The organism is Mycobacterium sp. GA-2829 (assembly GCF_001499965.1).
Lineage (GTDB): Bacteria > Actinomycetota > Actinomycetes > Mycobacteriales > Mycobacteriaceae > Mycobacterium.
This window is the reverse complement of sequence record NZ_LQIT01000017.1, coordinates 80,002-103,338: the sequence shown is the minus strand read 5'-3', so window position 1 is coordinate 103,338 and position 23,337 is coordinate 80,002. Positions and strand designations below refer to the sequence as shown.

Here is a 23,337-nt window from a genome sequence, read left to right as displayed (position 1 = left end):
GCCCGAACCGGAACCCGAGCCCGCCCCGGAGCCCGCGGCCGAGGAGCCCAAGCCCGCCAAGTCGCGGAAGGCCAAGCCGCGGCCGACGGTGCCGGCTTGGGAGGACGTGCTGCTGGGGGTCCGCTCGGGCGGGCAGCGATGAGCGCTCGCGCGAAGAGCAGACAGCAGCGCTAGCTCGGCATCAACCCGCTGAACGACATCGCCACCAGCGCGATCCAGCCCGCGGCCACCCCGACGCCCGCACCGAAGGCGAACCACCGCCACACCGGCCGGGTCCGCCAGCCCCACACCGTCGGCGCCAGTCCGCCGACAGCGACGATGTTCAGCCCCACCGCGAGCAGTGGATGCACCCGGAGCAGGCCGACGCTCAGCACGATGACGGCCGTGGCGATCACCGCGGCGACACCGAAAGCCACCGTCAAACCCGTTCCCCAGGGCGTGGATTCGTCGGTCACGGGCTAAATCTAGCCCGCCCGCACGCGTTCGTAGAACGCGAGCGCGGCGGCGGTCGCCACGTTGAGGGAATCGGTGCCGCGCGACATCGGGATGCGCACTCGTCGGTCGCTCGCGCGCATCGCGCGCTCGGTCAGACCGGGACCTTCCGCGCCGACGAGAAACCCCACTTTGTCTCCCGCCAGGGCGGTCATCGCCTCGGCGAGGGTCTCGGCGGCCGGATCCGGGGTCATCGCCAGGAGCCGGAAACCGTTGTCGCGCAACAAGTTGAGCTCGTCGGGCCAGGACGTCGCGCGGGCGAAGGGGACGAGCAGCGCATGCCCCATCGACACCCGCACCGCCCGCCGGTACAGCGGATCGGCACAGCCGGCACCGAAGATCACCGCGTCGACGCCCAGCCCGGCGGCGTTGCGGAAGATCGAGCCGAGGTTCTCGTGGTCGTTGACGCCCTCGAGAACCGCCACGGTGCGGGCGCCGTCGAACACGTCGGCCACGGCGAGCTCGGGAGGTCGCGACGCGGACGCGAGCACCCCGCGGTTGAGGTGGAACCCGACGACGTCGGCCATCACCTCGGCCGAGGCCCGGTAGAACGGCGCGTCGACGGCGTCGAGGTCGGCGCCGAGTTCGGCGAGGCGGCGATCGGTGCCGAGCAGGGCGCGCGGGGTGAACCGGGAGGCCACCATGCGCTGGACGACCAGTACCCCCTCGGCGATGACCAACCCCTTGCCGCTGGGCAGATCCGGTCGGCGGTCGATGCTGTTGAGGTCGCGGAAGTCGTCGAGCCGGGGGTCGCCGGGGTCGTCGACGTCGATGACGGTCGTCAACTCTCCTGTCTCCGCACGGCGGCGAAGCTTACGCGCTCTCCTCGACCATCGCCGACAGCAGGTCGGCGGCCACCAGCAGGGTCCGGCGCTGATCGGGGTCCAACCGCGCGATCCGCTGCTGCAGCCACTCCTGGCTGGCGAGCTTCTCGGCCTCCACGAGGTCGGCCCCGGCCTGGGAGACCGACACCAGCACCTGCCTGCCGTCGACCGGATGCGCGGTGCGCGCGACGAATCCCATCTCGGCCAGTGACGCGATCACCCGCGTCATCGACGGCGGGCGGACCCGCTCCCGCACAGCTAACGCTCCCGGAGTCATCGCACCCTCTTTGGCCAGCGTTGACAGCGCTGACAATTGCGACAGCGAAACCGGCGATTCCGCACGCCGGAAGCGCAATTGGCGAGCCAGCCGCACTACTGCGAGGGACAAATCGCTGGCCAGCCGGGACTCGAGGTCGATCACGAAGCAAATCTTACATAGCGCCGCTAAAAGCGGCGGCAAAACCCATAAGGCCTGTTACGGACGCATTTTCATGCATTAGATTGGCCCGTGATGACCGACCATTCCGCTTCGGGGAACACCCCGCCGCAACCGCCGCCGCTGCCCCCCGCGCTGCTCGACCCGCGGCCGGTCATCCTGGTGATCGCGGTGGCGTGGCTGGTGGCGACCGTGCTCGCGTTCACCGTCGCCGGACTGCACGAGTGGCGGCCGTACACGGTCGCCGGGCTCGGCATCGGGGTGTTTGGCACGTCGATCTTCCTGTGGCAACGTCACGCCGTACGCCGCGGCGCACGCGGCGCCCAGAGCGGGCTCACCTGACCCGCTCCCCCGCATCCGAGGAGGACGTATGGCCGCACCGCTGCTCCACGCTGAGATCGAGATCGACGCCCCGGTGACGAAGGTGTGGTCGCTGGTCTCCGACCTGACCAAGATGCCGCAGTGGAGCCCGCAGTGCCGCGTCATGAAGCCGCTCGGCCCGCTGCGTCCGGGCACCAAGACGCTCAACCTCAACCGTCGCAAATTCCTGTTCTGGCCGACCACCTGCACGGTCACCGAGGTCGTCCCCGAGAAGAAGGTGGCGTTCCGCGTCGACGCCAACAACACGGTGTGGAGCTACGAGCTCGAGCCGACCGCCACCGGGACCCGGCTCGTCGAGACCCGCAACGCGGAGAACGGGGTCAAGGCGGTGTCGACCATGACCGTCAACGCGCTGTTCGGCGGGGTGCCCAGCTTCGAGGAGGAACTCGTCGCGGGGATGAACGAATCGCTGGCCAAGATCAAGGCCGCCGCGGAGCGCTGATCAGTCGCCGTCGGCGACGTCGATGACGCCGTCGTCGTACGGGTCGTACAGCGGTGAGCCGGTGAGTTGCGGCGCCGGAGTGTCCGAATGCGCCCCGCAGCCGTATTCAGCGTCGACGACGTGGCCGTCGGCGGACATCTCGTTGGCACAGACACCGAACATGATTCCGAGCGATCCGGACAGCGGCAGGTAGAACCCGCAGTCGCGGCAGACCCGCTTGGTCGCCCGCGCCATCGCCGAACCGGGTCCGAAGTCGCCGTCGTGCCAGCGCTGCGCGGCGTCGACGCGGCCCCACTGGCTGAGCACCTGCTTGCGGCCGAGACCCACCTCGGCCGCGACCTCGTCGACCTGCGGATCGCCGCTGGCGAGGTAGCCGGGCACCAGGCGCGGGTCTTCGCGCGACGGCGCGAGCAGATCACCGGGTCCGAGGTCGCCCGGGCGCACCCGGTCGTGCCAGGGCACCCATTCGGGGGCCAGCAGCGCGGTCGGGCCGGGGACCAGCACGAGTTCGCTGATGGTGGCGTGGTCGGCACCCGGATACGCGGCGACGACGACGGCCCACTGCCAGCCCCGGTAGCCGGGCATGTTCGCCAGGAACCGGTGGGTGGCCGAGGTCGGGTCCTCGAGCGAGGCGCCCAGGTACTCCCCGACCGTGTCGTCCCCGCTGAACTCGACGAGTGCGGCACGCGCCTGCTCGCCGGCGCCCATGAGCACCGCTTCCAGGTCGGCGGGGGTATCGGTCACGCTGTCCATCGCATCCCATACTGCCGCAGAGCGATACCGGGAAGCCACACCGGTCGGCTGTCGGGCTCCTGTCGGCGCCATGGGGGACAATCGTGACGTGGCCGGCGGACGTGAGTGGAGTGACGAGGATCCCAGGGATTCCCGCCGCGATCCGCGCTACTACCCGCCCCGGCCGCCCGCGGGGCACGACCACCCGGGGATGGCCAACTACCCCAGCGGCGGCGACTATCACCGGCGCCCGCGCAGGCAGTCCACGCCCAGCGCGAACCGGTGGCTGCCCCCGCTCGACGAGCCGACGTCCGCGCGCTACCGCTACGACGACGGTCCGCCGCCCGGCGTGGGGTCGGCCGCGGGCAAGGTCACCGTCACCCGGGCCGCCGCGCAGCGCAGCCGCGAGATGGGCTCGCGGATGTACGGGCTGGTGCACCGGGCGGCCACGGCCGACGGTGCCGACAAGTCCGGGCTGACGGCCTTGACGTGGCCGGTGGTCGCCAACTTCGCGGTCGACGCGGCCATGGCGGTGGCGCTGGCCAACACCTTGTTCTTCGCCGCGGCGAGCGGGGAGAGCAAGGGCAAGGTCGCCCTGTACCTGTTGATCACCATCGCGCCGTTCGCGGTGATCGCACCGCTGATCGGCCCCGCCCTCGACCGGCTGCAGCACGGCCGCCGGGTCGCGCTGGCCGCGTCGTTCCTGCTGCGCACCGCGCTGGTGGTGCTGCTGATCGCCAACTACGACGGCGAGACGGGCAGCTACCAGTCGTGGGTGCTCTACCCGTGCGCGCTCGGGATGATGGTGTTGTCCAAATCGTTCTCGGTGCTGCGAAGCGCCGTCACCCCGCGCGTGCTGCCCCCGAGTATCGATCTGGTGCGGGTCAACTCCCGGCTGACCACGTTCGGGCTGTTGGGCGGCACCGTCGTGGGCGGCGGGATCGCGGCCGGGGCCGAGTATCTGCTCAACCTGTTCCACCTGCCCGGCGCGCTGTACGTCATCGTCGCGGCGACCGTGGCGGGGGCGGCGCTGTCGATGCGGATCCCCAAGTGGGTCGAGGTCACCGCTGGCGAGGTGCCCGCAACGCTGAGCTACCACGGCGGCAGTAACGACCTGCGCCGCGAACCGCCGTCGGAGCGGCCGGGCAAGGCCCGCCAGCCGATGGGCCGCAACACCATCACTGCGCTGTGGGGCAACTGCACGATCAAGGTGATGGTCGGGTTCTTGTTCCTGTATCCGGCGTTCGTCGCGAAATCGCACGACGCCACCGGCTGGGAGCAGCTGCGCATCCTCGGCCTGATCGGCGCCGCCGCCGCGGTCGGCAACTTCATCGGCAACATGACCAGCGCGCGGCTCGAGCTCGGCCACCCGGCGAAGGTGGTCGTGCGCGCCGCGATCGCGGTGACGGCCGTCGCGCTGTTGACCGCGTTGACGGGGAATCTGCTGATGGCGGCGGCCGCCACGCTGATCACCTCGGGTGCCAGCGCGATCGCCAAGGCCTCGCTCGACGCGTCCCTGCAGGACGACCTGCCGGAGGAGTCGCGGGCGTCGGCGTTCGGCCGCTCGGAGTCGCTGCTGCAGCTGGCGTGGGTCGCGGGTGGGGCCACCGGCGTGCTCATCTACACCGACCTGTGGATCGGCTTCACTACGATCACTGCCGTGTTGATTCTCGGGCTGGCGCAGACCGTGGTGAGTTATCGGGGCGAATCGCTGATACCAGGGTTCGGCGGCAATCGGCCGGTGCTGGCCGAACAGGAGGGGCGGCGCTCCGACACCGCCGGGGTGGCGCACGAGTGAAACGCGTATGGGCGGCGCTCGCCGCCGTCGCGGTGCTGGCCGCTGCCGCCACGGGGGTGCTGGTCTGGCAGCTCAGCCGCGACCGCGGGCCCGAACTGCCCGAGATCAGCGCCTACACCCACGGCGAGTTGACCCGCGTCGGGCCGTTCCAGTTCTGCGACGTGCTCGATCCCACGGTGTGTGAGCCCGCCGGCCAGCAGGGGGAACTGACCGTCACCGAGCAGGATCCGGTGCAGCTGTCGATCCCGCCGGAGATCTCCGATGCGCCGTGGCGGCTGCTGCGCGTCTACGAGGACCCGGTCGACACCACCGAATCGGTGTTCCGGCCGGAGAGCCGGCTGGCGGTCACGATTCCGACCGTCGACCCGCAGCGCGGCAGGCTGACCGGGATCGCGGTGCAGCTGCTGACCCTCGTCCAGGACGAGACCGGCGAGGTGTTCGAGATACCGCATGCGGAGTGGTCGGTCCGCATGGTCTGGCCCTAGAGCGGGGTGTGCCCGGCGGCGACCCGCTCCCCCTCGCGGGTCGGGCCCGGTGGCGTCCCGTCGCCGAACGGCCTGCCGCCCAACGCTTCGCGGCCGTGTGGCGTCAGCCAGTTGGCCAGCTCGGGACCCTTGGGCACCACCTGCGTGGGATTGATGTCGGAGTGGACGATGTAGTAGTGCTGCTTGATCTGCACGAAGTCGATCGTGTCGCCGAAACCGGGGGTCTGGAACAGGTCCCTGGCATAACCCCACAGGGCGGGCATCTCCGACAGCTTGGCCCGGTTGCACTTGAAGTGTCCGTGGTAGACGGGGTCGAAGCGAGCCAGCGTGGTGAACAGCCGCACGTCCGCCTCGGTGATGGTGTCGCCGACGAGGTAGCGCTGCTCGGTCAGCCGCTCCTCGAGCCAGTCCAGCGCGGTGAACAACCGGTCGTAGGCCTTCTCGTAGGCGTCCTGTGAGCCGGCGAATCCGCAGCGGTAGACGCCGTTGTTGACCTCGGTGTAAATCCGCTGGGCCACCTCGTCGATCTCGTCGCGGTGCTTCTCCGGGTAGAGATCAGGGGCGCCGTCACGATGAAAAGCGGTCCACTCCGTGGAGAAGTCCAGCGTGATCTGCGGGAAGTCGTTGGTCACGACCTCACCCGTCGACACCTCGACGATCGCGGGCACCGTGATGCCCTTCGGATAGTCGGGGAACCGCTTGAAGTAGGCGTCCTGCAGGCGCGGGATCTTCAGCACCGGATCCACTTCGCCGGGATCGAGGTCGAAGGTCCAACTGCGTTCGTCGTGGGTCGGCCCGCAGAACCCGATCGACAGCGCGTCCTCGAGACCGAGCAGGCGCCGGACGATGATCGTGCGGTTCGCCCACGGACACGCGCGCGCCACGATCAGCCGATAACGCCCCGGTTCGACCGGATAGCCGTCGCGGCCGTCGGCGGTGATGCGGGTCTCGATGTATTTCGTGTCGCGGTTGAATTCGCCACCGGGTGCGACATAAGCCATGCCTGCAGTGTGCCCGACTTCGCCGAACGTGAAGCCACTGCGGAGAATCCGTCCGGATTTCGCAATGGGGCGCACGTTCGGCGCGATAGGTCAGGCGTCGAGTTCGCGGGCGACGGCCTTGACGACCTCCGACACCCGGCGCGCCACCTTGCGGTCGGGGTAGCGGCCCTTCTGCAGATCCGGCTGGATCGTGTTCTCGAGCAGCGTGATGAGGTCACCGATCATGCCGTGCAGCTCATCGGGGGTGTGCTTGTGCTCGGGCCGCTCGGCCTCGCGACGGTTCTTGCTCAGGCTCGGCGGCGGGTCGATCAGCGTGAGGCTGAGCGCCTGCGGACCCCGTCGACCGGCGGCGACACCGAATTCGACGCGCTGGCCCGCCTTGAGGACTTCGACACCCGCGGGCAGCGCCGAAGAGCGGACGTAGACGTCCTCGCCGTCCTCCTGGGACAGAAAGCCGAAGCCCTTTTCGGCGTCGTACCACTTCACCCTGCCGGTCGGCACTTTGGTCACCTGCTCGTCGCTCGCACTGACATAACGAAAGCGTCCCGTTCGTCGACGGGACGCGTCGCCGCCGATCCTACTCGGAGTCACCCGGCGTCTTCACACCCTTATCGGTAGGCTTTGTGCCACCGCTGAAGGAAGAAGTGCGCCCGAACATGCGAGTACTGCTCAACGTCATCTGGTTGATCTTCGGCGGCCTGTGGCTCGCGCTGGGGTACGCGTTGGCGGGCATCCTCTGCTTCGTCCTCATCATCACGATCCCGTTCGGCTTCGCCGCGTTCCGGATCGCGTCCTATGCGCTGTGGCCGTTCGGCCGCACCATCGTCGAGAAGCCGGGCACCCGGCCCGGCGCGCTGATCGGCAACGTCATCTGGGTGCTGCTGTTCGGCATCTGGCTGGCGATCGGCCACATCCTCAGCGCGGCGGCGATGGCCGTGACGATCATCGGCATCCCGTTGGCGCTGGCCAACCTCAAACTCGTCCCGGTCTCTCTGGTCCCGCTCGGCAAGGAGATCGTCCCCGTCGATCCGCCCGCACCGGCCATGCGAGCCGCTGCATGACAGTCACCTCACTCGGTCTCCCGACGATCCAGCGGCCCGCCGCGGGTATGCCCACCACCGGGCCGCTCGTGGACACCTTCGGCCGTATCGCAAAGGATTTGCGGGTCTCGCTGACCGACCGCTGCAATCTGCGCTGCACCTACTGCATGCCCGCCGAGGGCCTGGACTGGCTGCCCGGTGAGCAACTGCTGCGCCCCGACGAATTGATCCGGCTCCTGCGGATCGCGGTGACCCGCCTCGGCGTGACGAATGTGCGGTTCACCGGTGGTGAACCGCTGGTCGTGCGCCACCTGGAAGAGGTGGTGGCCGCGACGGCGGCGCTACGGCCCCGCCCGGAGATGGCGATGACCACCAACGGACTGGGGCTCGCGCGGCGCGCCGAGGCGCTCAAGGCGGCCGGTCTGGACCGGGTCAACGTCTCCCTGGACACTGTCGACGCGGCGCACTTCGCGCGGATCACCCGGCGCGACCGGCTTCGCGACGTGCTGGCGGGGCTGGCCGCGGCGAAAGCGGCCGGGCTGACGCCGGTCAAGGTCAACGCGGTCCTCGACCCCGACACCGGGCTGGACGACGCCGTCGAGCTGCTGCGGTTCTGCCTGGCCCACGGCTACCAGCTGCGCATCATCGAGCAGATGCCGCTCGACGCCGAACACCAGTGGCAGCGTGGCCGCTCATTGGAGGCCGCCGACATCCTGGCCGCGCTGCGCAGGCACTTCACGCTGGTGCCCGACGCCGAGCCGCGGGGTTCGGCCCCGGCGCAGCTGTGGCGGGTCGACGGCGGGACCGCGACGGTCGGGGTGATCGCGTCGGTGTCCGAGGCGTTCTGCGCGGCGTGTGACCGCACCCGGTTGACCGCCGACGGTCAGGTGCGCAACTGTCTGTTCGCCCGCCAGGAGAGCGATCTGCGGCGGCTGCTGCGCAGCGGTGCCGACGACGACGCGATCGAGCAGGCGTGGCGGGCGGCGATGTGGACGAAGGCGGCCGGGCACGGCATCAACGATCCGGATTTCGAACAGCCCGACCGCCCGATGAGTGCGATCGGAGGGTGACGTGACGACCACGACGACGGTGCGCGTGGCCGTGCGCTACTTCGCGGCGGCGAGGGCGGCCGCAGGCGTCGAGTCAGAGAACCTGACGCTGCCCGCGGGCACCACGGTGCAGGACCTGGTCGACGAATTGGCTTCGCGCAGCCCGGAGTTGAGCCGGGTGCTGGCGCGGTGTTCGTATCTCTGCGACGGTGTCGCGGTGCGGGATACGGGGATTGGGTTGTCGAACGCCCAGACGCTCGATGTACTTCCCCCGTTCGCCGGCGGATAAGCGTGATTTGCATCACATAACGAAATGGTCACAAGCTGGCTATGACCCAGTTCACGACCGGAAACACCTGCGAAAACGCTTAGCCAACCTGCACTTTTAGAGCCCTCTCAAGATTTGCCGGAGCCGGAAACGCCGAGGTCGGCAAAAGGTGACGGGTGCAAAGGGAGCCGTTACCGTTCAGTCCCAGGTCAGTTGACCCTAATCAACCGACCCGCCCCGCCCGATAGCGCCGAGCTCCATCCGTCGACGCGGGGGACCACGAACCACCTGGATGGAGGCGGGGGACCCACCGGTCCACCGAAGGACCTGGGGCCGCATGCGGCCCCTTGGGGTGAAGCCGAGATCGGTTTACCGAGACCGGCCGGGTGACCTCTCCCACCCGAACCCGACAGCTGACCTCGCGGGCGCCGACGAGAGGACCTAACGCACTTATGAGCGGACGGCATCGTAAGCCAACCAACTCGACAGTCAGCGTCGCCAAGATCGCCTTCACGGGCGCAGTGATCGGTGGCGGAAGCCTTGCCCTCGCCGCGCAGGCCGGGGCCGCCACGGACGGCGAATGGGATCAGGTCGCCGCGTGTGAATCCAGCGGCAACTGGGCCATCAACACCGGCAACGGGTACCAGGGTGGGCTGCAGTTCTCCCCCAGCACCTGGTCCGGCCACGGCGGCGGGGAATTCGCGCCGGCCGCGCACATGGCCACCAAGGAAGAGCAGATCGCCGTCGCCGAGCGCGTGCTCGCCAGCCAGGGCAAGGGCGCATGGCCCTCCTGCGGCGGCCCGCTGTCCGGCGCCACGCCCCGCAACGTCGTCGACCAGCCGCTGGACGCCGCACCGCTGAACGGCATCCTGCCGCCCCCGCCGCCGATCCCGGCGTGACCGCCGCAGGTGTGACACGCTGCTCGGATGCACCTGCCCCGACCGCGGCCGGACCTGCCCCACCTCGCTGACGTCGTTCCGTCGGTACTCGCGGCGATGGAGGTGCCCGGTTTCGAGGCCCGCATCGACCTGCCAACGGGCATCGGCTCGGCCTGCGTCCTGCTGATCGACGGCCTCGGCGCCGAACTGCTCGACCGGCACGCCGACGATGCGCCGGTGCTGGCCGGGTTGCGGGGCCGGACGCTGCAGGTGGGCTTCCCGTCCACCACGGTGGCGAGCCTCGCCTCGGTGGGCACGGGCTGTCGCTCCGGAACGCACGGCATGGTGGGCTACACCTTCCGCATGCCGGGTACCGGAGTGGTAAATCCGCTGCGCTGGCGCAGGCACCCGTGGGGTGAGGATCTGCGCGATGCGCTGCCGCCGGAGGCGGTGCAGCCCGTGCCGACGCTGTTCGAACGGGCGTCGTCGGCCGGGGTGGCCGTGCACGTCGTCTCGAATGCCGAGTTCGACGGTTCGGGGATGACCCGCGCCGCACTGCGCGGCGGCCGGTTCGTCGGGGTGCACGGGCTCGGCGACCTGGCCGCCTCGGTGCGCACAGCCCTCGAGGGCGGCGGCTTCTGCTACGGCTACCACGGCGACCTCGACCTGCTCGGCCACGTGTACGGACCCGGGTCGACGGCGTGGCGGATGCAGCTGCGTCAGGTGGACCGGCTGGTCGAGTCGGTGGTCGCCGGGCTGCCGCCGGGTGCGTTGCTGGCCGTGATCGCCGACCACGGGATGGTCGAGGTCGACCCGGTCCGCACGCTCGACCTCGACGACTGCCCGCCGCTGTTCGACGGCGTCGACACCGTCGCCGGTGAGGCACGGGCCCGCTATGTGTACGTCGCCGACGGGGCGACGCCGGCCGTGCTCGCGGCGTGGCGGGAGACGCTGGGCGACCTCGCGTGGGTCGCCACCCGGGACGAGGCGATCGACGCGGGCTGGTTCGGTTCCCGCGTGGCCGACGACGCGCGGTCACGGATCGGCGACATCGTCGTCGCGGCAAGGGATTCCGCGGCGCTGGTACGGCGGACCACCGAGCCGATGGAGTCGTCGCTGCGCGGTCAGCACGGCTCCCTCACCGACGCCGAGCAGCGGATTCCGCTGCTGCTCGCCTACACCTAGGCGTGTGAGCCGCCCGCCGCGCGGGTACGTCGGGAAGCGATGCAGACCTTTCTCCCGTGCGCGGATTTCGACGCGAGCGCCGCGGTCCTCGACGCGCGCCGGCTGGGTAAACAGCGGGTGGAGGTCATCCAGGTGCTGCGGGCGTTGACCGTCCCCGGCTACGGCTGGCGCCACCATCCCGCCGCGGCGATGTGGGCCGGGTACGAAGAAGCGCTCGTGCGGTACGGGTTGCAGATCTGTGCGCACTGGTGTGAAACCGGCCGCGCCGACACGTGCGCCACCACCTTGACGACAGACCTCGGAGCGACCGTCGGCATCCACACCGTCCGCTCGCAGGCCGAACTCGGGCCCGCGGGCGAGCTGCCGCCGTGGCTCGGCGACCCGGACTTCCACCGCAGCCATCAGGCCGCGCTGGTGAAGAAGGACCCCGACCACTACCGGCCGCTGTTCCCCGACGTACCCGACGATCTGCCCTATGTGTGGCCGGCGTCGGACCGCGACCGCCGCATACCGGTCTGAGCGCGGGCGATACCCTCGTCGCCGTGCTCGTGCTGCTGCCGCCCTCGGAGACCAAACGCGTCGGCGGGGACGGCCCACCGCTGAGCCTCGACCGACTCTCCTTCCCCGAACTCGGACCGGTGCGTAAAGCGCTGGTCGACGAACTCGTCGACCTGTCCGCCGACCGGGAGGCCAGCCGCGCCGCGCTGGGGCTGTCGCCGAAGCAGGACGCGGAGATCGAGCGCAACGCCGCCCTGTACACCGCGCCGACGCTGCCCGCGATCGACCGCTACACCGGCGTGCTCTACGACGCCCTCGACATCGGAACGCTGCACGGCGCGACGGCCACGCGGGCGCGGCAGCGGCTCGCGGTCGGATCGGCGTTGTTCGGGCTGCTGCGCGCCGACGATCCGGTGCCCGCGTATCGGCTGTCGGCGACCTCGAAACTGCCCGGCGGCACGTCGCTGACGGCGCGCTGGCGTCCCGCTCTCGAACCGGTGCTCGCCGGCATCGCCGACGACGAGCTCGTCGTGGATCTGCGGTCGGGGTCCTACGCCGCGCTGGGCCGGCTGCCCGGCGCCGTGCGCGTCGACGTGGTCGCCGAACGCGCCGACGGTAAACGCTCGGTGGTGAGCCACTTCAACAAGGCGCACAAAGGTCGGCTGGCCCGTGCGCTGGCGTCCACCCGCGCCGAACCCGGTGACGCCGCGGCCGTCGCGACGGTGGCCCGGCGGGCCGGGATGCGCACCGAACGCGACGGGAACGAGTTGGTGATCGTGGTGCCGGCCTGACTCAGCCGGACCATACCCGCGCCAGCACCGAGGGGTGCCGCGGATGCAGCGGCTCGGTCAGCAACACCGGCGCCTGCGCCATGAATCGCGGTGTGCCGCCGCGGTGTTCGTCGGCGGCGTGCACGGTGAACGGATGCACGACGTACATGTCCCCTGGCTCCCCGGTCGCGTGTACGACGGGCCGTCCGGCGCTCACCCGGTCGACCACCGCCCCCGCGGCGACGTGGTCGGCCGGCGTCTCGTCGAGCGCCGCCGCGACGTCGCGATGCGATCCGCGGCGGATGCGGGTGGGTGCGTCGTCGGGTCCGACATCCGAGAGCAGCGTCAACAACAGCAGCGTGTGCGGACGCCCGCTGACCGCCCAGCCGCCGTCGGACAGCGCTGTGTTCATGTCGATGTGCCATCCGCGGTCCTCGGCGGGCGGCCGCACCGGGAACCGGACCACGACATTGCCGAGCGCACCCCGAGGAAGCCAATTTCCGTTGCCGCACAACGCATTCAGCACCTCGGCCAGGCGCCGGCTACCGGCCAACTCCCCGAACGGGCCCGCGCCGGTCATGTCCGACGCCCACATCACCGGCTGCGTCCATGTCGCCGGGTCGTCCGGTGACACCCCCAGCTGTCGCCACAGCAGTGCCCGCGCCGCCGCCGCGGCGTCACGCAACTGCGGTTGGCTGATCTTGAGATAGCCGTCGCGTTCGAAGGTCGCCACATCCACCACGCCGACACAGTGCCCTACCGGGCGGTGCTCGCGAAAGTGAGTTACGCCAGCACGTTTTGGACCGCGTCGACGGTAGCGGGGTCGACGATGCAGGTGAAGTGGTTGCTCTCGACGTCGACGACCCGGATGCCCGGATTGGTCGCGCGCATGGCGGCCAGCGCATCGTCGGGGATGAGGGCCGACCCGTTGAGCGGTCCGGTCGCCCGGATCGCCACGGCGGGCATCGTCAGCGCCTTCCAGTGGTCGGTCCAGTCGGTGGGCCAGCGCTGGAACAGGTCCTCTTCGGCGGCCGCGCGCGACGTCGTCGGACGCCACGACCCGTCGGATTGCCGGGCCAGTTCATAGGTGTGGTGCTCGTCCCAGAACGGGGTCCACGGGTCGACGATCCCGGCCGCCCGCACCGTGTCCAGGTATTCGGCCGGTGTGGCGACGGCGGCGTCGAGCCGTTCGAAACCCTCGCGCACCGGTTTGAGGGTGGCCCGCTGTGCGGGTCCGATGTGGTCGATCAACGCGATACTGCGCACCCGAGCGGTGTGGTCGCGGGCGACGCGCATGGCGATCAGCGCACCCAGCGACCAGCCCGCGAGGTCGAAAGTCTCGGCGCCCAGCGCATCGGCCACCGCCAGCACGTCGCCCGCATGGCTGTCGAGTCCGTAGGTGCCCGGTGCGGTGACCTCGCTACGGCCGCGCCCGCGCAGATCGAAGGCGACGACACGGCGGTCCGGGCCGGCGATCCGGTCGGCCAGGTGGGAGAACGCGGTCAGGTTGGCCGAGATGCCGTGCACGCACAGCAGGACCGGTGCGTCGTCGGCGCCCCACGAGCGCGCGTGCACCCGTCCCGAGGCCAATTGCAGGTCGAATTCCACCGGCCGGACTCTACGCCCGCGCCCGCGGCTCACTCGTCGATGTTGAAGACCAGGCAGAACGTGTGGCCGGCCGGGTCGCGGTAGACCCGGAAGTCGTTCTCCCCCGGCGCGTCGGTCACCCGGGTCGCGCCGAGGGCCAGCGCCTGCTGTTCGGCGACGTCGACGTCCTCGACATGGATGTCGAGGTGGAACTGTTGCGAGCCGGCGGGGTCGGGGAACGTCGGTGGGCGGTGCTCGGGTGAGAGCTGGAACGCCAGCCGGTGTCCCGTCGGTTCGGTGAGCACCACCCAGTCGTCCTCCTCGGCGGTGACGTCGCCGCCGAGGAGTCCGGCGTAGAAGTCGGCCAGCGCTCTGGGTTCGCGGCAGTCGACGACAACGGAGCGTAGTGATCCGATCATGATCGTCGGGTTGCCCCGCATGTGCGGCCGCAAACCCCGCTGACTCTGCGCTCAGGGTGCGGTCCACTCGCGGTTCGTCGCCCTGGACGCAGAGTCAACGCAGGTGGATTACGCCTTGGCGAGCTGCTTCTGCTCGTAGAGACGCGCCCATTCGGCCCGCGGGCGGATCGACACGTCGACGTCGGCGCCCTTGGCGCGCAGCGCCGCCACCGTGGCGTCGTCCTTGGCGGTGTGCGTGAACGGATCCCAGCCGAAGAACCGGCAGGAGTTCTCCCACGTGATCTTGTTGATGTCGGAATCCGAGGCGCCCGCGGCGTCGAGCTCGGCGAGCACCTGCTCGGGAGCGTCGGGCCAGAAGCAGTCGCTGTGCGGGTAGTCGCACTCCCAGGCGATGATGTCGATGCCGATCTCGTGCCGCAGCCGCAGCGACGTCTTGTCGGTGACATAGCAGGCCAGTGAGTGCTCGCGGAACACGTCGCTCGGCAGCTTGTCGCCGAAGTCGCGGCGCAGCCACTTCTGGTTCGTGTAGTGCCGGTCGCTGCGGTCGAGGTAGAACGGTATCCAGCCGATACCGCCCTCGGAGAACGCGAACTTCAGGTCCGGGTAGTTGCGCATCGCCGGCCCCCACAGCAGATCCTGGGCGCACATCGCCGACACCTGGGTGGCCAGGATGATCAAGTTGTCGATCGGCGCGTTGGGCGCCATGCTGATCGCCCCGAACCCGGTGCCGATGTGCAGGCACATCACCACGTTCTCCTCCGACAGCGTCCGGAACACCGGACCCCAGTACTCGTCGTCGTGGTAGCTCGGCAGGCCCTCGAGGTGCGGCAACTCCGGCATGGTCACCGCGCGGCAGCCCTTGGCCGCGACCCGGCGGATCTCGCGGCACATCGCCTCCGGGTTCCACGTCGGCATGATCGCGATCGGGATGAAGCGGCCGGGGTAGGAGCCGGCCCACTCGTCGATGTGCCAGTCGTTGTACGCCGACACCATCACCAACGTCGCCTCCTCGCGGTGCATGTTGAGGTGGCGGGCGGAGAACCCGGTGAACGTCGGGAAGCACATCGAGGCCAGGATGCCGTTGCGGTTCATATCGCGGACCCGCTCGTGCACGTCGTAGACGCCGGGGCGCATCTCGGCGAATCCGGCGGGGTCGCGGCCCCACTCCTCGGCGGGCCACGACACGACGGCGTTCAGCCCGCTGACCCCCTGCGGCCGGCCCTGGTACATCCACTGGTCGACGCCCTTGTCGTCGGTGACGACGATCGGCGCCTCCTCCCTGTACTTGGCCGGGACGTGCCGCAGGAACATGTCGGGCGGCTCCACGACGTGGTCGTCGATGCTCACCAGGATCAGGTCGTCGACATTCACAGGCACTCCTTCAGGTGTCCGGGGTCACACTGGACTCATCCCAGTTGTACCGTGCACAGGTGTGACCGTCTCTGCGCTATCGGCCAAGGGTTTGGCCGAACCGGCCAACCTGTCCGGACGAGTGATCGACCTGCGCCGCGGGGGCCGCGCGCTGGCAGGCAGCTACCTGTACGAGGGCGACGAGCTCATCACCGGCTGGCACAGCCACGACGTGCACCAGATCGAGTACGCGATCGGCGGGGTGGTCGAGGTGGAGACGGCGTCGGGCCACTACCTCGTGCCTCCGCAGCAGGCCGCGTGGCTGCCGTGCGGCCTCGAACACCAGGCGACGATGAACGCCGACGTGCGGACCATCGCGGTGATGTTCGACAGTGTGCTGATCCCCGACGGCGGCGACCGCGCCCGCATTCTGGCCGTGTCCCCGCTGATCCGCGAGATGATGATCTACGCCCTGCGCTGGCCGATCGACCGCCCGCACAGCGACCAGATCTCCGACGCGTTCTTCCAGACCCTGGGCAACATCGTCATCGAGGCGCTCGACCACGAGGCGCCGCTGAACCTGCCCAGCTCCGAGCACCCGATCGTCGCGGCCGCGCTGACCTACACGAAGGAACACCTGCAGACGGTCACCGCCGAGGAGGTCAGCCGAGCGGTGTCGGTGTCCGAGCGCACGCTGCGGCGACTGTTCGCCGACGAGCTGGGATTGTCGTGGCGGACCTACCTGCTGCACGCGCGGATGCTGCGGGCGATGGCGCTGCTGGCCGCGCCGGGACAGTCGGTGCAGGAGACGTCGTCGGCGGTCGGGTTCGACAGCCTCAGCTCGTTCACCCGGGCGTTCACCCAGTTCTGCGGCGAGACGCCGTCGGCCTACCGGCGCAGGGCGACCACCTCCGAGACCGTGGAGCAGAAACGATGACCCATCCCGATCGCACCGCCGCACTGCCGACCGCGGTGCGGCACGCGCAGACCTATCTGGCCGGACTCGACGAGCGGCCGGTCGCCGCCCGCATGACCGCCGCTCAGGTCGCCGAGGCGCTGGGCGGCCCGCTGCCCGAGCATCCGACCGATCCGGCCCAGGTCGTCGACGCGCTGGCCACCGGCGCCGAACCGGGCCTGGTCGCCAGCGCGGGACCGCGCCACTTCGGGTTCGTCGTCGGCGGCGCGGTCCCCGCCGCGCTCGCCGCCGACTGGCTGGTCTCAGCGTGGGACCAGTGCGCGGCCTTCCACGCCCTGTCCCCGGCCGGGTCGGCGATCGAGGAGATCACCGCCGGCTGGGTCACCGAACTGCTCGGCCTGCCTGGGGACGCCAGCGTCGGGTTCGTGACCGGTGGACAGGGCGCCAACACCACATGTCTGGCCGCGGCGCGGCACGCCGTGCTCGCGGCCGCCGGCTGGGATGTGGAGCGCGACGGGCTCATCGGCGCGCCGCGGGTGCGGGTGCTGTGCGGGGAACAGGCGCACGCCACCATCCACACCGCGCTGCGGTTGCTGGGGCTCGGCGGCGACACCGCGATCCGCATCCCCGCCGACGCGCAGGGCCGGATGGACCCGGACGCCCTGCGCGCGACGCTGGCCGCCGAGACCGGACCCGCCATCGTGTGCGCACAGGCCGGCAACGTCGCCACCGGCGCGTTCGACGCGTTCGAACCGATCGCCGACGCGTGCGCCGAGTACGGCGCGTGGCTGCACGTCGACGGCGCGTTCGGGCTGTGGGCCGCCGCGGCGCCGTCGACCCGGCCGCTGACCCGCGGTGTCGACCGTGCCGACTCCTGGGCCGTCGACGCCCACAAGTGGCTCAACGTGCCCTATGACTGTGCGGCGGCGATCGTCGCGCACCCCGAGGCCCACCGCGCCGCGATGAGCCTGACCGGCCCCTACCTCGTCGCCGACGCCGGGCAGCGGGACAACACCACCTACGTGCCGGAGAGCTCACGGCGGGCCCGGTCGGTCCCGGTGTACGCGGCGATCCGGTCGCTGGGGCGTACCGGCATCGCCGAACTGGTGGAGCGCAACTGCGCGCAGGCGCGCCGGATGGCCGAGCACCTGCGGGCGATCCCCGGCGCCACGGTCCTCAACGACGTGGTGCTCAACCAGGTGCTCGTCGCGCTCCCTGGCGGCGACGACGCCAACCGGGACGCGATCGCCGCGATCCAGCGCGACGGCACCTGCTGGCTGGGCGGAACGACGTGGCAGGGCGCCCACGTACTGCGGGTCAGTGTGTCGAACTGGGCGACCACCGACGACGACATCGACCGCTCGGCCGCGGCGATCGCGGCCGCCGCCGCGGTGCGGCGAGATCAGACCGGTGGCTAGATCCCGACGATGAAGTCGGTGGTGTAGAACTCCTGGGGCAGCGCCGAGTTCGGTTGCGGGCGTTCGATCGACAGCCACGCGCCGGTCGCTCCGGCCACGATCGGACTCGACAGCGTGACCGCACCCGAGCCGATCCCGTCGGTGTTCATCGCCGCGACCGCTGTTCCGGGCGCACCGGCGCCGCAGCCCGCCGCGGACGCGCGCGGCGCCTGGATCAACCGCACCTCGTAGAAGGTGTTGGGCGTCGCCTGCGTCATCCGGACGTCGGCGCTGACCTGCCCGGAACCGCTGCGGACCGTCGCGGTGGCCCTGCCCTCGCCCGCGGCGTCGTAGTACTCGCGGGCACTGTAGTCACACCGCCGCAGCGTGGTGCTGAACGGCAGGAAGGTGCCGTCGGACTCCGCGGCGGCAACGGGTGCGGCCAGGACACCGACGGTGAGCGGCGCGACCGGGGCGGCCGCGATCAGCGCCAGTGCCGCAACCGAGACCAACGGGGACAGAGCGGACATAGGGCTCCTTCCAATGCCTGCGGGTGTGTGTTCCACCCAAGCACGGCACCTGCCGCAGCGGGTCCGTAAGCGCCGAATATCCTCACAGGGAACCGGGCTCGGCGGGCCGAACACCAATCCGTCAGCGATCAACTGTTCTCAAAGGAGTGGACTGCACCGATGGCGAATCAACAGCAAACGGACAAGCTGGCGGCGGGCAAGGGTTTCGTGGCCGCCCTCGACCAGAGCGGTGGCTCGACGCCGAAGGCGTTGCGGCTCTACGGCGTCGAGGAGAGCGAGTACTCGACCGACACCGAGATGTTCGACCTGATCCACAAGATGCGGTCCCGGATCATCACCTCCCCCGTGTTCACCGGTGACCGGGTGCTGGGCGCGATCCTGTTCGAGCAGACGATGGACCGCGAGGTCGCGGGCAAGCCGTCGGCGACCTACCTGTGGGAGGACAAGGGCGTGGTGCCCTTCCTCAAGATCGACAAGGGTCTGGCCGACGTGTCCGACGACGTCCAGCTGATGAAGCCGATGCCGCAACTCGACGAACTGCTCAAGCGGGCGGTCGAGAAGGGTATCTACGGCACCAAGGAGCGTTCGGTGATCGGCGGCGCCAACGCCAAGGGCATCGCCGAGGTGGTGGCCCAGCAGTTCGAGGTGGGCAAGCAGGTGCTCTCGCACGGACTGATCCCGATCATCGAGCCCGAGGTGACGATCTCGATCGACGACAAAGCCGAGGCCGAGGACATCCTGCGCGACGAGATCGCCAAGCAGCTCGACGCGATCGACGAGCAGGTGATGCTCAAGCTCACGCTGCCGTCGACGGCCAACCACTACCAGCCGCTGGTCGAGCACCCGAAGGTGCTGCGCGTCGTCGCGCTGTCCGGTGGCTACTCGCGCGAAGAGGCCAACAAGAAGCTCGCCGAGAACCACGGTGTGATCGCCAGCTTCAGCCGCGCGCTGACCGAGGGGTTGTCGGCCCAGCAGTCCGACGAGGAGTTCAACGCCACCCTCGACGCCGCGATCCAGGGCATCTACGACGCCTCCATCGCGGGCTGACCGTCGCCTGCGGTGCGCCGAATTGCCCACGGGCGCGGCGCACTGCAGGATCGCCGGGTGATGGACAGCAACTCGGCCTACGCACTGGCAGGCGTCGACGCGATCGGTCAGGCCCGGCTCATCGCCTCCGGGGAGGTGTCGGCCGCCGAACTGCTCGACGCCGCCCTGCTGCGACTCGAGGCGGCGCGCGGCCTGAACGCCGTGATCCACGACCTGTTCGAGAGGGGACGCAAACAGGCCGCGGCGCTGGACGCCTCCGGACGGCTGCGCACCGACGGCGCAGGACCGCTGGCCGGCGTGCCGTTCCTGCTCAAAGACCTCGGCGCAGCGCTGGGCGGTGCGCCGGAGTCCATGGGCTCGCGCGCACTGCGCACCCGCATCGCCCCGCAGAACGCCTGGCTCGTGGACCGCTATCTGGCCAACGACCTGGTCGTATTCGGCAAGACCAACACCCCGGAGTGGGGCAACCACTGCACCACCGAACCGTCGCTGTTCGGTCCGACGGTCAATCCCTGGTCACCCGAGGTGACCCCGGGCGGGTCGAGCGGGGGCTCGGCCGCCGCCGTCGCCGCCGGTGTGGTGCCCGCGGCCTCCGGCGGTGACGGCACCGGCTCGATCCGCGTGCCCGCATCGTGCTGCGGCCTGGTCGGGCTCAAACCGCGTCGCGCCCGCACCTCCTTCGCGCCGTCCGGACACCTGCTCGAGGGGCTGGCCGTCGAACACGCGCTGACCCGCACCGTCCGCGACAGCGCCGCGCTGCTCGACGCGGTGACCGGACCGGACCCCGGCGACCCGTACAGCGCACCGCCGCCCCTGCAACCGTTCTCGTCGGCGATCGAACGTCCGCCCGCGGCGCAGCGCATCGCACTGGCGACCGCGTCGCCGTTCCCCGGACCCGCCACCGACCCCGAGGTCGTCGCCGCGGTGGAGGCGACGGCCCGGCTGCTCGACGGATTCGGTCACCGGATCGAGGCCGCCGCACCCGCGTTCGACGCCGACGCCGTCGCCGATGCGGTCGCGGTCCTGCACAACGTCAGCAACGCCGGACTGTACGAGTTGGCCGCCGCGCACCTGGGCCGACCGCCTGCCGAGGACGAATTCGAGGACAGCACCTGGGTGATGGTCCGTGAGGGCTTCGAGACGACGGGTCTGCGTTACGCCGGGGCCATCGAGACCGTGCACGCCCAGACCCGTCGGTTCGTCGCGGGCATGGCCGGATACGACGTGCTGCTGGCGCCGACGCTGCTGACCGGTCCGCCGCCCTACGGTCTGCTCGACCGACCGCGCGGCACCACGCGGGCGTTCTTCGACGTCGAGTTCGCCACCACGGGCTGGACGGTGCTGGCCAACATCACCGGCTGGGCGGCGATCTCGCTGCCGCTCGGCACGACCTCGACCGGGCTGCCGATCGGGGTGCAGCTGATGGCGCCCGAGGAGACGGTGCTGCTGCAGCTGGCCGCGCAGCTGGAGGCGGCCGCGCCGTGGGCCGACCGCCGTCCGGCCGGGTGGGTGTCACCGTGACCGGGGCCCGTCCGGGCCGTCGCGGTGACATGCGACACTGCTGCGCATGACGCCGCCCATCGCCCGTCCGAAACTCGAAGGCAACATCGCCGTCACCGAATCCCGCCAGATCGGCTTCGCCGAATTCGGCCATCCGCAGGGCCGTGCGGTGTTCTGGCTGCACGGCACGCCGGGCGCGCGCAGGCAGATCCCGGCCGAGGCGCGGGCGTTCGCCGAGCAGCAGAAGATCCGGCTGATCGGCATCGACCGTCCCGGTATCGGTTCCTCGACCCCGCACCAGTACGAGAACGTGCGGGCGTTCGCCGACGATCTGGCTGTCATCGCCGACACGCTGGGCATCGACCGGATGGCGGTCGTCGGGCTCTCCGGCGGCGGTCCGTACGCGCTGGCGTGTGCGGCGGCCATGCCCGAACGGGTGGTCGGCACCGGGGTGCTGGGCGGGGTGGCGCCCACGGTCGGACCCGACGCGATCGGCGGCGGGCTGATGAAGCTCGGCAGCCGCGTCGCGCCGTTCCTGCAGATCGCCAACACCCCGATCCGGCTGGCCGCGGGCACGCTGATCCGGTTCGTGCGCCCCGTCGCCGACCCGGCGCTGTACCTGTACGCGGCGGTGTCCCCGGCGCCCGACCGGCGGATGCTGGTGCGTCCTGAGTTCCGCGCGATGTTCCTCGACGACCTGCTCAACGGCAGCCGCAAACAGCTCGCCGCACCGTTCGCCGACGTGGTGGTGTTCGCCCGCGACTGGGGCTTCCGGCTCGAGGACGTCAAGGTGACGGTGCGCTGGTGGCACGGCGACGTCGACCACATCATCCCGTTCGCGCACGGTCAGCACTGCGTGGCGCTGCTGCCGGATGCGCAGCTGTACCACCTGCCCGGCGAGAGTCACCTCGGCGGCCTCGGTCAGGCGCAGGCGATCCTCACCTCGATGCTCGACCTGTGGGACCGCGCCGACCGGACCTGAGTCAGCCCTGCAGCGCCCGCCGCAGCAGGTGCATGGCCACCGTCGTCGACCGTTCCCGCACATCACTGCGGTCACCGGGCAGCCGGAGGGTGCGGGTGAGCGCGGGTCCGTCGGGACGGCGCACGCAGAAGCACACGGTGCCGACGGGTTTGGCCTCGGTGCCGCCGCCGGGTCCGGCGATGCCGGTGACCGCGACGGCCACGTCGGCGCCGAAGCGGCGCAGCGCGCCGTCGGCCATCGCCTCGGCCACCGGTTCGGACACCGCGCCGTGGGCGGCGATCAGTTCGGCAGGCACGCCGAGGAGTTCGACCTTGGCCGCGTCGGAGTAGCACACCGCTCCCCCGGCGACGTAGGCCGACGATCCGGCACGGTCGGTGAGCCGCGCGGAAAGCATTCCCCCGCTGCAGGATTCAGCCGTAGCGATGGTGTGTCCCGCCAGCAGTTCGGCGACCTGATCATCGACGAGTGAGCCGTCCTCGGAGAAGATCGTCGATCCGTGCCGCGCGTGCAGCAGGGCGACGAGGTCCCGGTAGGCCGGTGCGGCGTCGGGTTCGTAGCGGGTGACGATCTCGAGTTCCCCGCGCCGCAGACAGGTGGTGATCTCGAGGCGGTCGAACCCCGCGACGTCGCGTTCGGCGTCGCGCAGGGTCTCCGCCAGACCGGATTCGGCGAGCCCGAACATGCGGATCATGTCCTGCCGGTACACGGTCCGTCCGGCGATCGCCTGCTGCAGGGCGTCGGTCTGCACCGCGGTCCGCCACATCGGCTGCAGTTCGCGCGGCGGACCCGGCAACACCAGGACCGTGGGCGAACCGGGCACCACGACACCCGGGGCGGTGCCGACCGGTTCGAGCACGGTCGCACCGTCGGGCACGAGGGCCTGTTTCCGATTGGCCGCGCGCACCGCCTCGAAATCGACGTCGGTCCGCCTGCCCATCAACCGGCGCAGGATGTCGGCGATCCGCTCCTCGAGCGCGGCGTCGAGCACCAGGTCGCGTCCGCAGAACTTCGCGACGGTCGCGACGGTCAGGTCGTCGGCGGTGGGGCCGAGGCCGCCGCTGGTGACGATGAGGTCCACACCCTCGGCGGCCAGGAAGCGCAGCTGCGCCTCGATGTCGGCGGGGCGGTCCCCGCAGATCGTGATGTGGGCCAGTTCGACACCCAGTTCGAGGAGCCGGTCGGCGATCCACGGTCCGTTGCGGTCCTGGACCCGGCCGGTCAACACCTCGGTGCCGGTGACGACGATGCCCGCGCGTGCGCTCACGGCGTCAAACCTACTGGGTGCCGTTGCGGCCCTTGACCTGAACTTTGGTTGAGGTCAGACACTGGC

The 23,337-nt window shown here is 70.5% G+C and carries 27 protein-coding genes, 2 pseudogenes and 1 riboswitch; of the genes and pseudogenes, 17 read left to right on the top strand and 12 right to left on the bottom strand.

What is annotated here, in order from left to right; translation table 11 throughout:
• Positions 1-142: pseudogene (locus AU194_RS33020) on the top strand (DUF3071 domain-containing protein); the annotation flags it as partial.
• Positions 143-170: 28 nt separating this feature from the next.
• Here AU194_RS33020 and AU194_RS12645 read toward each other — a convergent pair.
• Genes AU194_RS12645 through AU194_RS12635 form a run of 3 tightly spaced genes read right to left on the bottom strand, consistent with a single transcriptional unit; the run spans position 171 to position 1,737 of the window.
• Positions 171-455, bottom strand: coding sequence for a DUF2537 domain-containing protein (locus AU194_RS12645; RefSeq protein WP_082698613.1), 285 nt, complete (start codon positions 453-455; stop codon positions 171-173).
• A gap of 9 nt (positions 456-464) precedes the next feature.
• Complete coding sequence (locus tag AU194_RS12640) at positions 465-1,277, bottom strand: RNA methyltransferase (protein ID WP_059089587.1); 813 nt, start codon at positions 1,275-1,277, stop codon at positions 465-467.
• A 28-nt stretch (positions 1,278-1,305) separates the two neighbouring features.
• Positions 1,306-1,737 carry a MarR family transcriptional regulator gene (locus AU194_RS12635; protein WP_059089586.1) on the bottom strand — a complete coding sequence of 144 codons (432 nt, stop codon included), beginning with the start codon at positions 1,735-1,737 and terminating at the stop codon, positions 1,306-1,308.
• 90 nt (positions 1,738-1,827) lie between these two features.
• Between AU194_RS12635 and AU194_RS12630 the strand changes: the two genes are divergently transcribed.
• Together AU194_RS12630 and AU194_RS12625 are read left to right on the top strand one after the other, a co-directional pair.
• Positions 1,828-2,094, top strand: coding sequence for a DUF2530 domain-containing protein (locus AU194_RS12630; protein WP_059089585.1), 267 nt, complete (start codon positions 1,828-1,830; stop codon positions 2,092-2,094).
• 28 nt (positions 2,095-2,122) lie between these two features.
• Entirely contained in the window at positions 2,123-2,575 is a 453-nt protein-coding gene (locus AU194_RS12625; RefSeq protein WP_059089584.1) for an SRPBCC family protein, read from the top strand.
• On the opposite strand, the gene AU194_RS12620 is transcribed toward AU194_RS12625, so the two are convergent.
• Entirely contained in the window at positions 2,576-3,328 is a 753-nt protein-coding gene (locus AU194_RS12620; protein ID WP_059089583.1) for a DUF3027 domain-containing protein, read from the bottom strand.
• Between the two features lie 190 nt (positions 3,329-3,518).
• On the opposite strand from AU194_RS12620, the gene AU194_RS12615 reads away from it, so the two are divergent.
• Positions 3,519-5,105, top strand: coding sequence for an MFS transporter (locus tag AU194_RS12615; protein WP_231743332.1), 1,587 nt, complete (start codon positions 3,519-3,521; stop codon positions 5,103-5,105).
• Positions 5,102-5,590, top strand: a complete 489-nt coding sequence (locus tag AU194_RS12610) for a DUF2771 domain-containing protein (protein ID WP_059089581.1) — start codon at positions 5,102-5,104, stop codon at positions 5,588-5,590. Before AU194_RS12615 ends, AU194_RS12610 begins: the two co-directional genes overlap by 4 nt.
• On the opposite strand, the gene AU194_RS12605 is transcribed toward AU194_RS12610, so the two are convergent.
• Complete coding sequence (locus AU194_RS12605) at positions 5,587-6,591, bottom strand: glutathione S-transferase family protein (protein ID WP_059089580.1); 1,005 nt, start codon at positions 6,589-6,591, stop codon at positions 5,587-5,589. The two genes, AU194_RS12610 and AU194_RS12605, sit on opposite strands and share 4 nt — an antisense overlap.
• 90 nt (positions 6,592-6,681) lie before the next feature.
• Positions 6,682-7,092, bottom strand: a complete 411-nt coding sequence (locus AU194_RS12600) for a cold-shock protein (protein ID WP_059089603.1) — start codon at positions 7,090-7,092, stop codon at positions 6,682-6,684.
• A gap of 155 nt (positions 7,093-7,247) precedes the next feature.
• Here AU194_RS12600 and AU194_RS12595 point away from each other — a divergent pair, with 155 nt between their 5' ends.
• From AU194_RS12595 to yaaA, 7 genes and pseudogenes are all read left to right on the top strand, one after another.
• Positions 7,248-7,652 carry a YccF domain-containing protein gene (locus tag AU194_RS12595; RefSeq protein ID WP_059089602.1) on the top strand — a complete coding sequence of 135 codons (405 nt, stop codon included), beginning with the start codon at positions 7,248-7,250 and terminating at the stop codon, positions 7,650-7,652.
• Positions 7,649-8,701, top strand: a complete 1,053-nt coding sequence (moaA, locus tag AU194_RS12590) for a GTP 3',8-cyclase MoaA (protein WP_059089579.1) — start codon at positions 7,649-7,651, stop codon at positions 8,699-8,701. The genes AU194_RS12595 and moaA overlap by 4 nt, the downstream gene beginning before the upstream one ends.
• Position 8,702: 1 nt before the next feature.
• A complete protein-coding gene (locus AU194_RS12585) occupies positions 8,703-8,969 on the top strand; it encodes a MoaD/ThiS family protein (RefSeq protein ID WP_059089601.1) in 267 nt (88 codons plus the stop codon).
• A 217-nt stretch (positions 8,970-9,186) separates the two neighbouring features.
• A riboswitch (cyclic di-AMP (ydaO/yuaA leader) is annotated at positions 9,187-9,391 on the top strand.
• Between the two features lie 9 nt (positions 9,392-9,400).
• Positions 9,401-9,838, top strand: a pseudogene (locus tag AU194_RS12580) (transglycosylase family protein); the annotation flags it as partial.
• Between the two features lie 36 nt (positions 9,839-9,874).
• On the top strand, positions 9,875-11,011 hold the full coding sequence (locus AU194_RS12575) for an alkaline phosphatase family protein (protein ID WP_059089578.1): 1,137 nt from the start codon (positions 9,875-9,877) through the stop codon (positions 11,009-11,011).
• Positions 11,012-11,050: 39 nt separating this feature from the next.
• Entirely contained in the window at positions 11,051-11,530 is a 480-nt protein-coding gene (locus AU194_RS12570) for an MSMEG_6728 family protein (RefSeq protein WP_059089577.1), read from the top strand.
• Between the two features lie 23 nt (positions 11,531-11,553).
• Complete coding sequence (gene yaaA, locus AU194_RS12565) at positions 11,554-12,300, top strand: peroxide stress protein YaaA (RefSeq protein WP_059089600.1); 747 nt, start codon at positions 11,554-11,556, stop codon at positions 12,298-12,300.
• Between the two features lies 1 nt (position 12,301).
• Here yaaA and AU194_RS12560 read toward each other — a convergent pair whose 3' ends face one another.
• From AU194_RS12560 to AU194_RS12545, 4 genes are all read right to left on the bottom strand, one after another.
• Positions 12,302-13,021 carry a phytanoyl-CoA dioxygenase family protein gene (locus AU194_RS12560; RefSeq protein WP_059089576.1) on the bottom strand — a complete coding sequence of 240 codons (720 nt, stop codon included), beginning with the start codon at positions 13,019-13,021 and terminating at the stop codon, positions 12,302-12,304.
• Between the two features lie 41 nt (positions 13,022-13,062).
• Positions 13,063-13,887 (bottom strand): alpha/beta fold hydrolase, encoded by an 825-nt coding sequence (locus AU194_RS12555; RefSeq protein WP_231743320.1) that lies wholly within the window; start codon positions 13,885-13,887, stop codon positions 13,063-13,065.
• Positions 13,888-13,916: 29 nt separating this feature from the next.
• Positions 13,917-14,285 (bottom strand): VOC family protein, encoded by a 369-nt coding sequence (locus AU194_RS12550; RefSeq protein WP_059089598.1) that lies wholly within the window; start codon positions 14,283-14,285, stop codon positions 13,917-13,919.
• 108 nt (positions 14,286-14,393) lie between these two features.
• Positions 14,394-15,656, bottom strand: coding sequence for an amidohydrolase family protein (locus tag AU194_RS12545; RefSeq protein WP_157576058.1), 1,263 nt, complete (start codon positions 15,654-15,656; stop codon positions 14,394-14,396).
• A gap of 61 nt (positions 15,657-15,717) precedes the next feature.
• Between AU194_RS12545 and AU194_RS12540 the strand changes: the two genes are divergently transcribed.
• Complete coding sequence (locus tag AU194_RS12540) at positions 15,718-16,572, top strand: helix-turn-helix transcriptional regulator (protein ID WP_059089575.1); 855 nt, start codon at positions 15,718-15,720, stop codon at positions 16,570-16,572.
• A complete protein-coding gene (locus AU194_RS12535) occupies positions 16,569-17,969 on the top strand; it encodes an aminotransferase class V-fold PLP-dependent enzyme (protein WP_059089574.1) in 1,401 nt (466 codons plus the stop codon). Before AU194_RS12540 ends, AU194_RS12535 begins: the two co-directional genes overlap by 4 nt.
• On the opposite strand, the gene AU194_RS12530 is transcribed toward AU194_RS12535, so the two are convergent.
• On the bottom strand, positions 17,966-18,478 hold the full coding sequence (locus AU194_RS12530) for a hypothetical protein (protein WP_059089573.1): 513 nt from the start codon (positions 18,476-18,478) through the stop codon (positions 17,966-17,968). The two genes, AU194_RS12535 and AU194_RS12530, sit on opposite strands and share 4 nt — an antisense overlap.
• Positions 18,479-18,637: 159 nt before the next feature.
• On the opposite strand from AU194_RS12530, the gene AU194_RS12525 reads away from it, so the two are divergent.
• From AU194_RS12525 to AU194_RS12515, 3 genes are read left to right on the top strand one after another with little or no spacing between them, the layout of a single operon-like run.
• The gene (locus AU194_RS12525; RefSeq protein WP_059089572.1) at positions 18,638-19,525 is read left to right on the top strand and encodes a fructose bisphosphate aldolase; all 888 of its coding nucleotides are present in this window, start codon (positions 18,638-18,640) and stop codon (positions 19,523-19,525) included.
• Between the two features lie 60 nt (positions 19,526-19,585).
• Entirely contained in the window at positions 19,586-21,046 is a 1,461-nt protein-coding gene (locus AU194_RS12520; RefSeq protein WP_059089571.1) for an amidase, read from the top strand.
• A gap of 46 nt (positions 21,047-21,092) precedes the next feature.
• A complete protein-coding gene (locus AU194_RS12515) occupies positions 21,093-22,007 on the top strand; it encodes an alpha/beta fold hydrolase (RefSeq protein WP_059089570.1) in 915 nt (304 codons plus the stop codon).
• A 1-nt stretch (position 22,008) separates the two neighbouring features.
• On the opposite strand, the gene AU194_RS12510 is transcribed toward AU194_RS12515, so the two are convergent.
• Positions 22,009-23,271 (bottom strand): competence/damage-inducible protein A, encoded by a 1,263-nt coding sequence (locus tag AU194_RS12510; RefSeq protein WP_059089569.1) that lies wholly within the window; start codon positions 23,269-23,271, stop codon positions 22,009-22,011.
• Positions 23,272-23,337 lie beyond the last annotated feature (66 nt).

Bases quoted from the DNA above. Each gene is read 5' to 3' on its own strand.
- AU194_RS12515 (WP_059089570.1), top strand. From the start codon at position 21,093: ATGACGCCGCCCATCGCCCGTCCGAAACTCGAAGGCAACATCGCCGTC.
- AU194_RS12620 (WP_059089583.1), bottom strand. From the start codon at position 3,328: ATGGACAGCGTGACCGATACCCCCGCCGACCTGGAAGCGGTGCTCATG.
- AU194_RS12575 (WP_059089578.1), top strand. From the start codon at position 9,875: ATGCACCTGCCCCGACCGCGGCCGGACCTGCCCCACCTCGCTGACGTC.
- AU194_RS12625 (WP_059089584.1), top strand. From the start codon at position 2,123: ATGGCCGCACCGCTGCTCCACGCTGAGATCGAGATCGACGCCCCGGTG.
- AU194_RS12520 (WP_059089571.1), top strand. From the start codon at position 19,586: ATGGACAGCAACTCGGCCTACGCACTGGCAGGCGTCGACGCGATCGGT.
- AU194_RS12535 (WP_059089574.1), top strand. From the start codon at position 16,569: ATGACCCATCCCGATCGCACCGCCGCACTGCCGACCGCGGTGCGGCAC.
- AU194_RS12595 (WP_059089602.1), top strand. From the start codon at position 7,248: ATGCGAGTACTGCTCAACGTCATCTGGTTGATCTTCGGCGGCCTGTGG.
- AU194_RS12525 (WP_059089572.1), top strand. From the start codon at position 18,638: ATGGCGAATCAACAGCAAACGGACAAGCTGGCGGCGGGCAAGGGTTTC.
- AU194_RS12605 (WP_059089580.1), bottom strand. From the start codon at position 6,591: ATGGCTTATGTCGCACCCGGTGGCGAATTCAACCGCGACACGAAATAC.
- moaA (WP_059089579.1), top strand. From the start codon at position 7,649: ATGACAGTCACCTCACTCGGTCTCCCGACGATCCAGCGGCCCGCCGCG.
- AU194_RS12615 (WP_231743332.1), top strand. From the start codon at position 3,519: ATGGCCAACTACCCCAGCGGCGGCGACTATCACCGGCGCCCGCGCAGG.
- AU194_RS12530 (WP_059089573.1), bottom strand. From the start codon at position 18,478: ATGTCCGCTCTGTCCCCGTTGGTCTCGGTTGCGGCACTGGCGCTGATC.
- AU194_RS12570 (WP_059089577.1), top strand. From the start codon at position 11,051: ATGCAGACCTTTCTCCCGTGCGCGGATTTCGACGCGAGCGCCGCGGTC.
- AU194_RS12630 (WP_059089585.1), top strand. From the start codon at position 1,828: ATGACCGACCATTCCGCTTCGGGGAACACCCCGCCGCAACCGCCGCCG.
- AU194_RS12550 (WP_059089598.1), bottom strand. From the start codon at position 14,285: ATGATCGGATCACTACGCTCCGTTGTCGTCGACTGCCGCGAACCCAGA.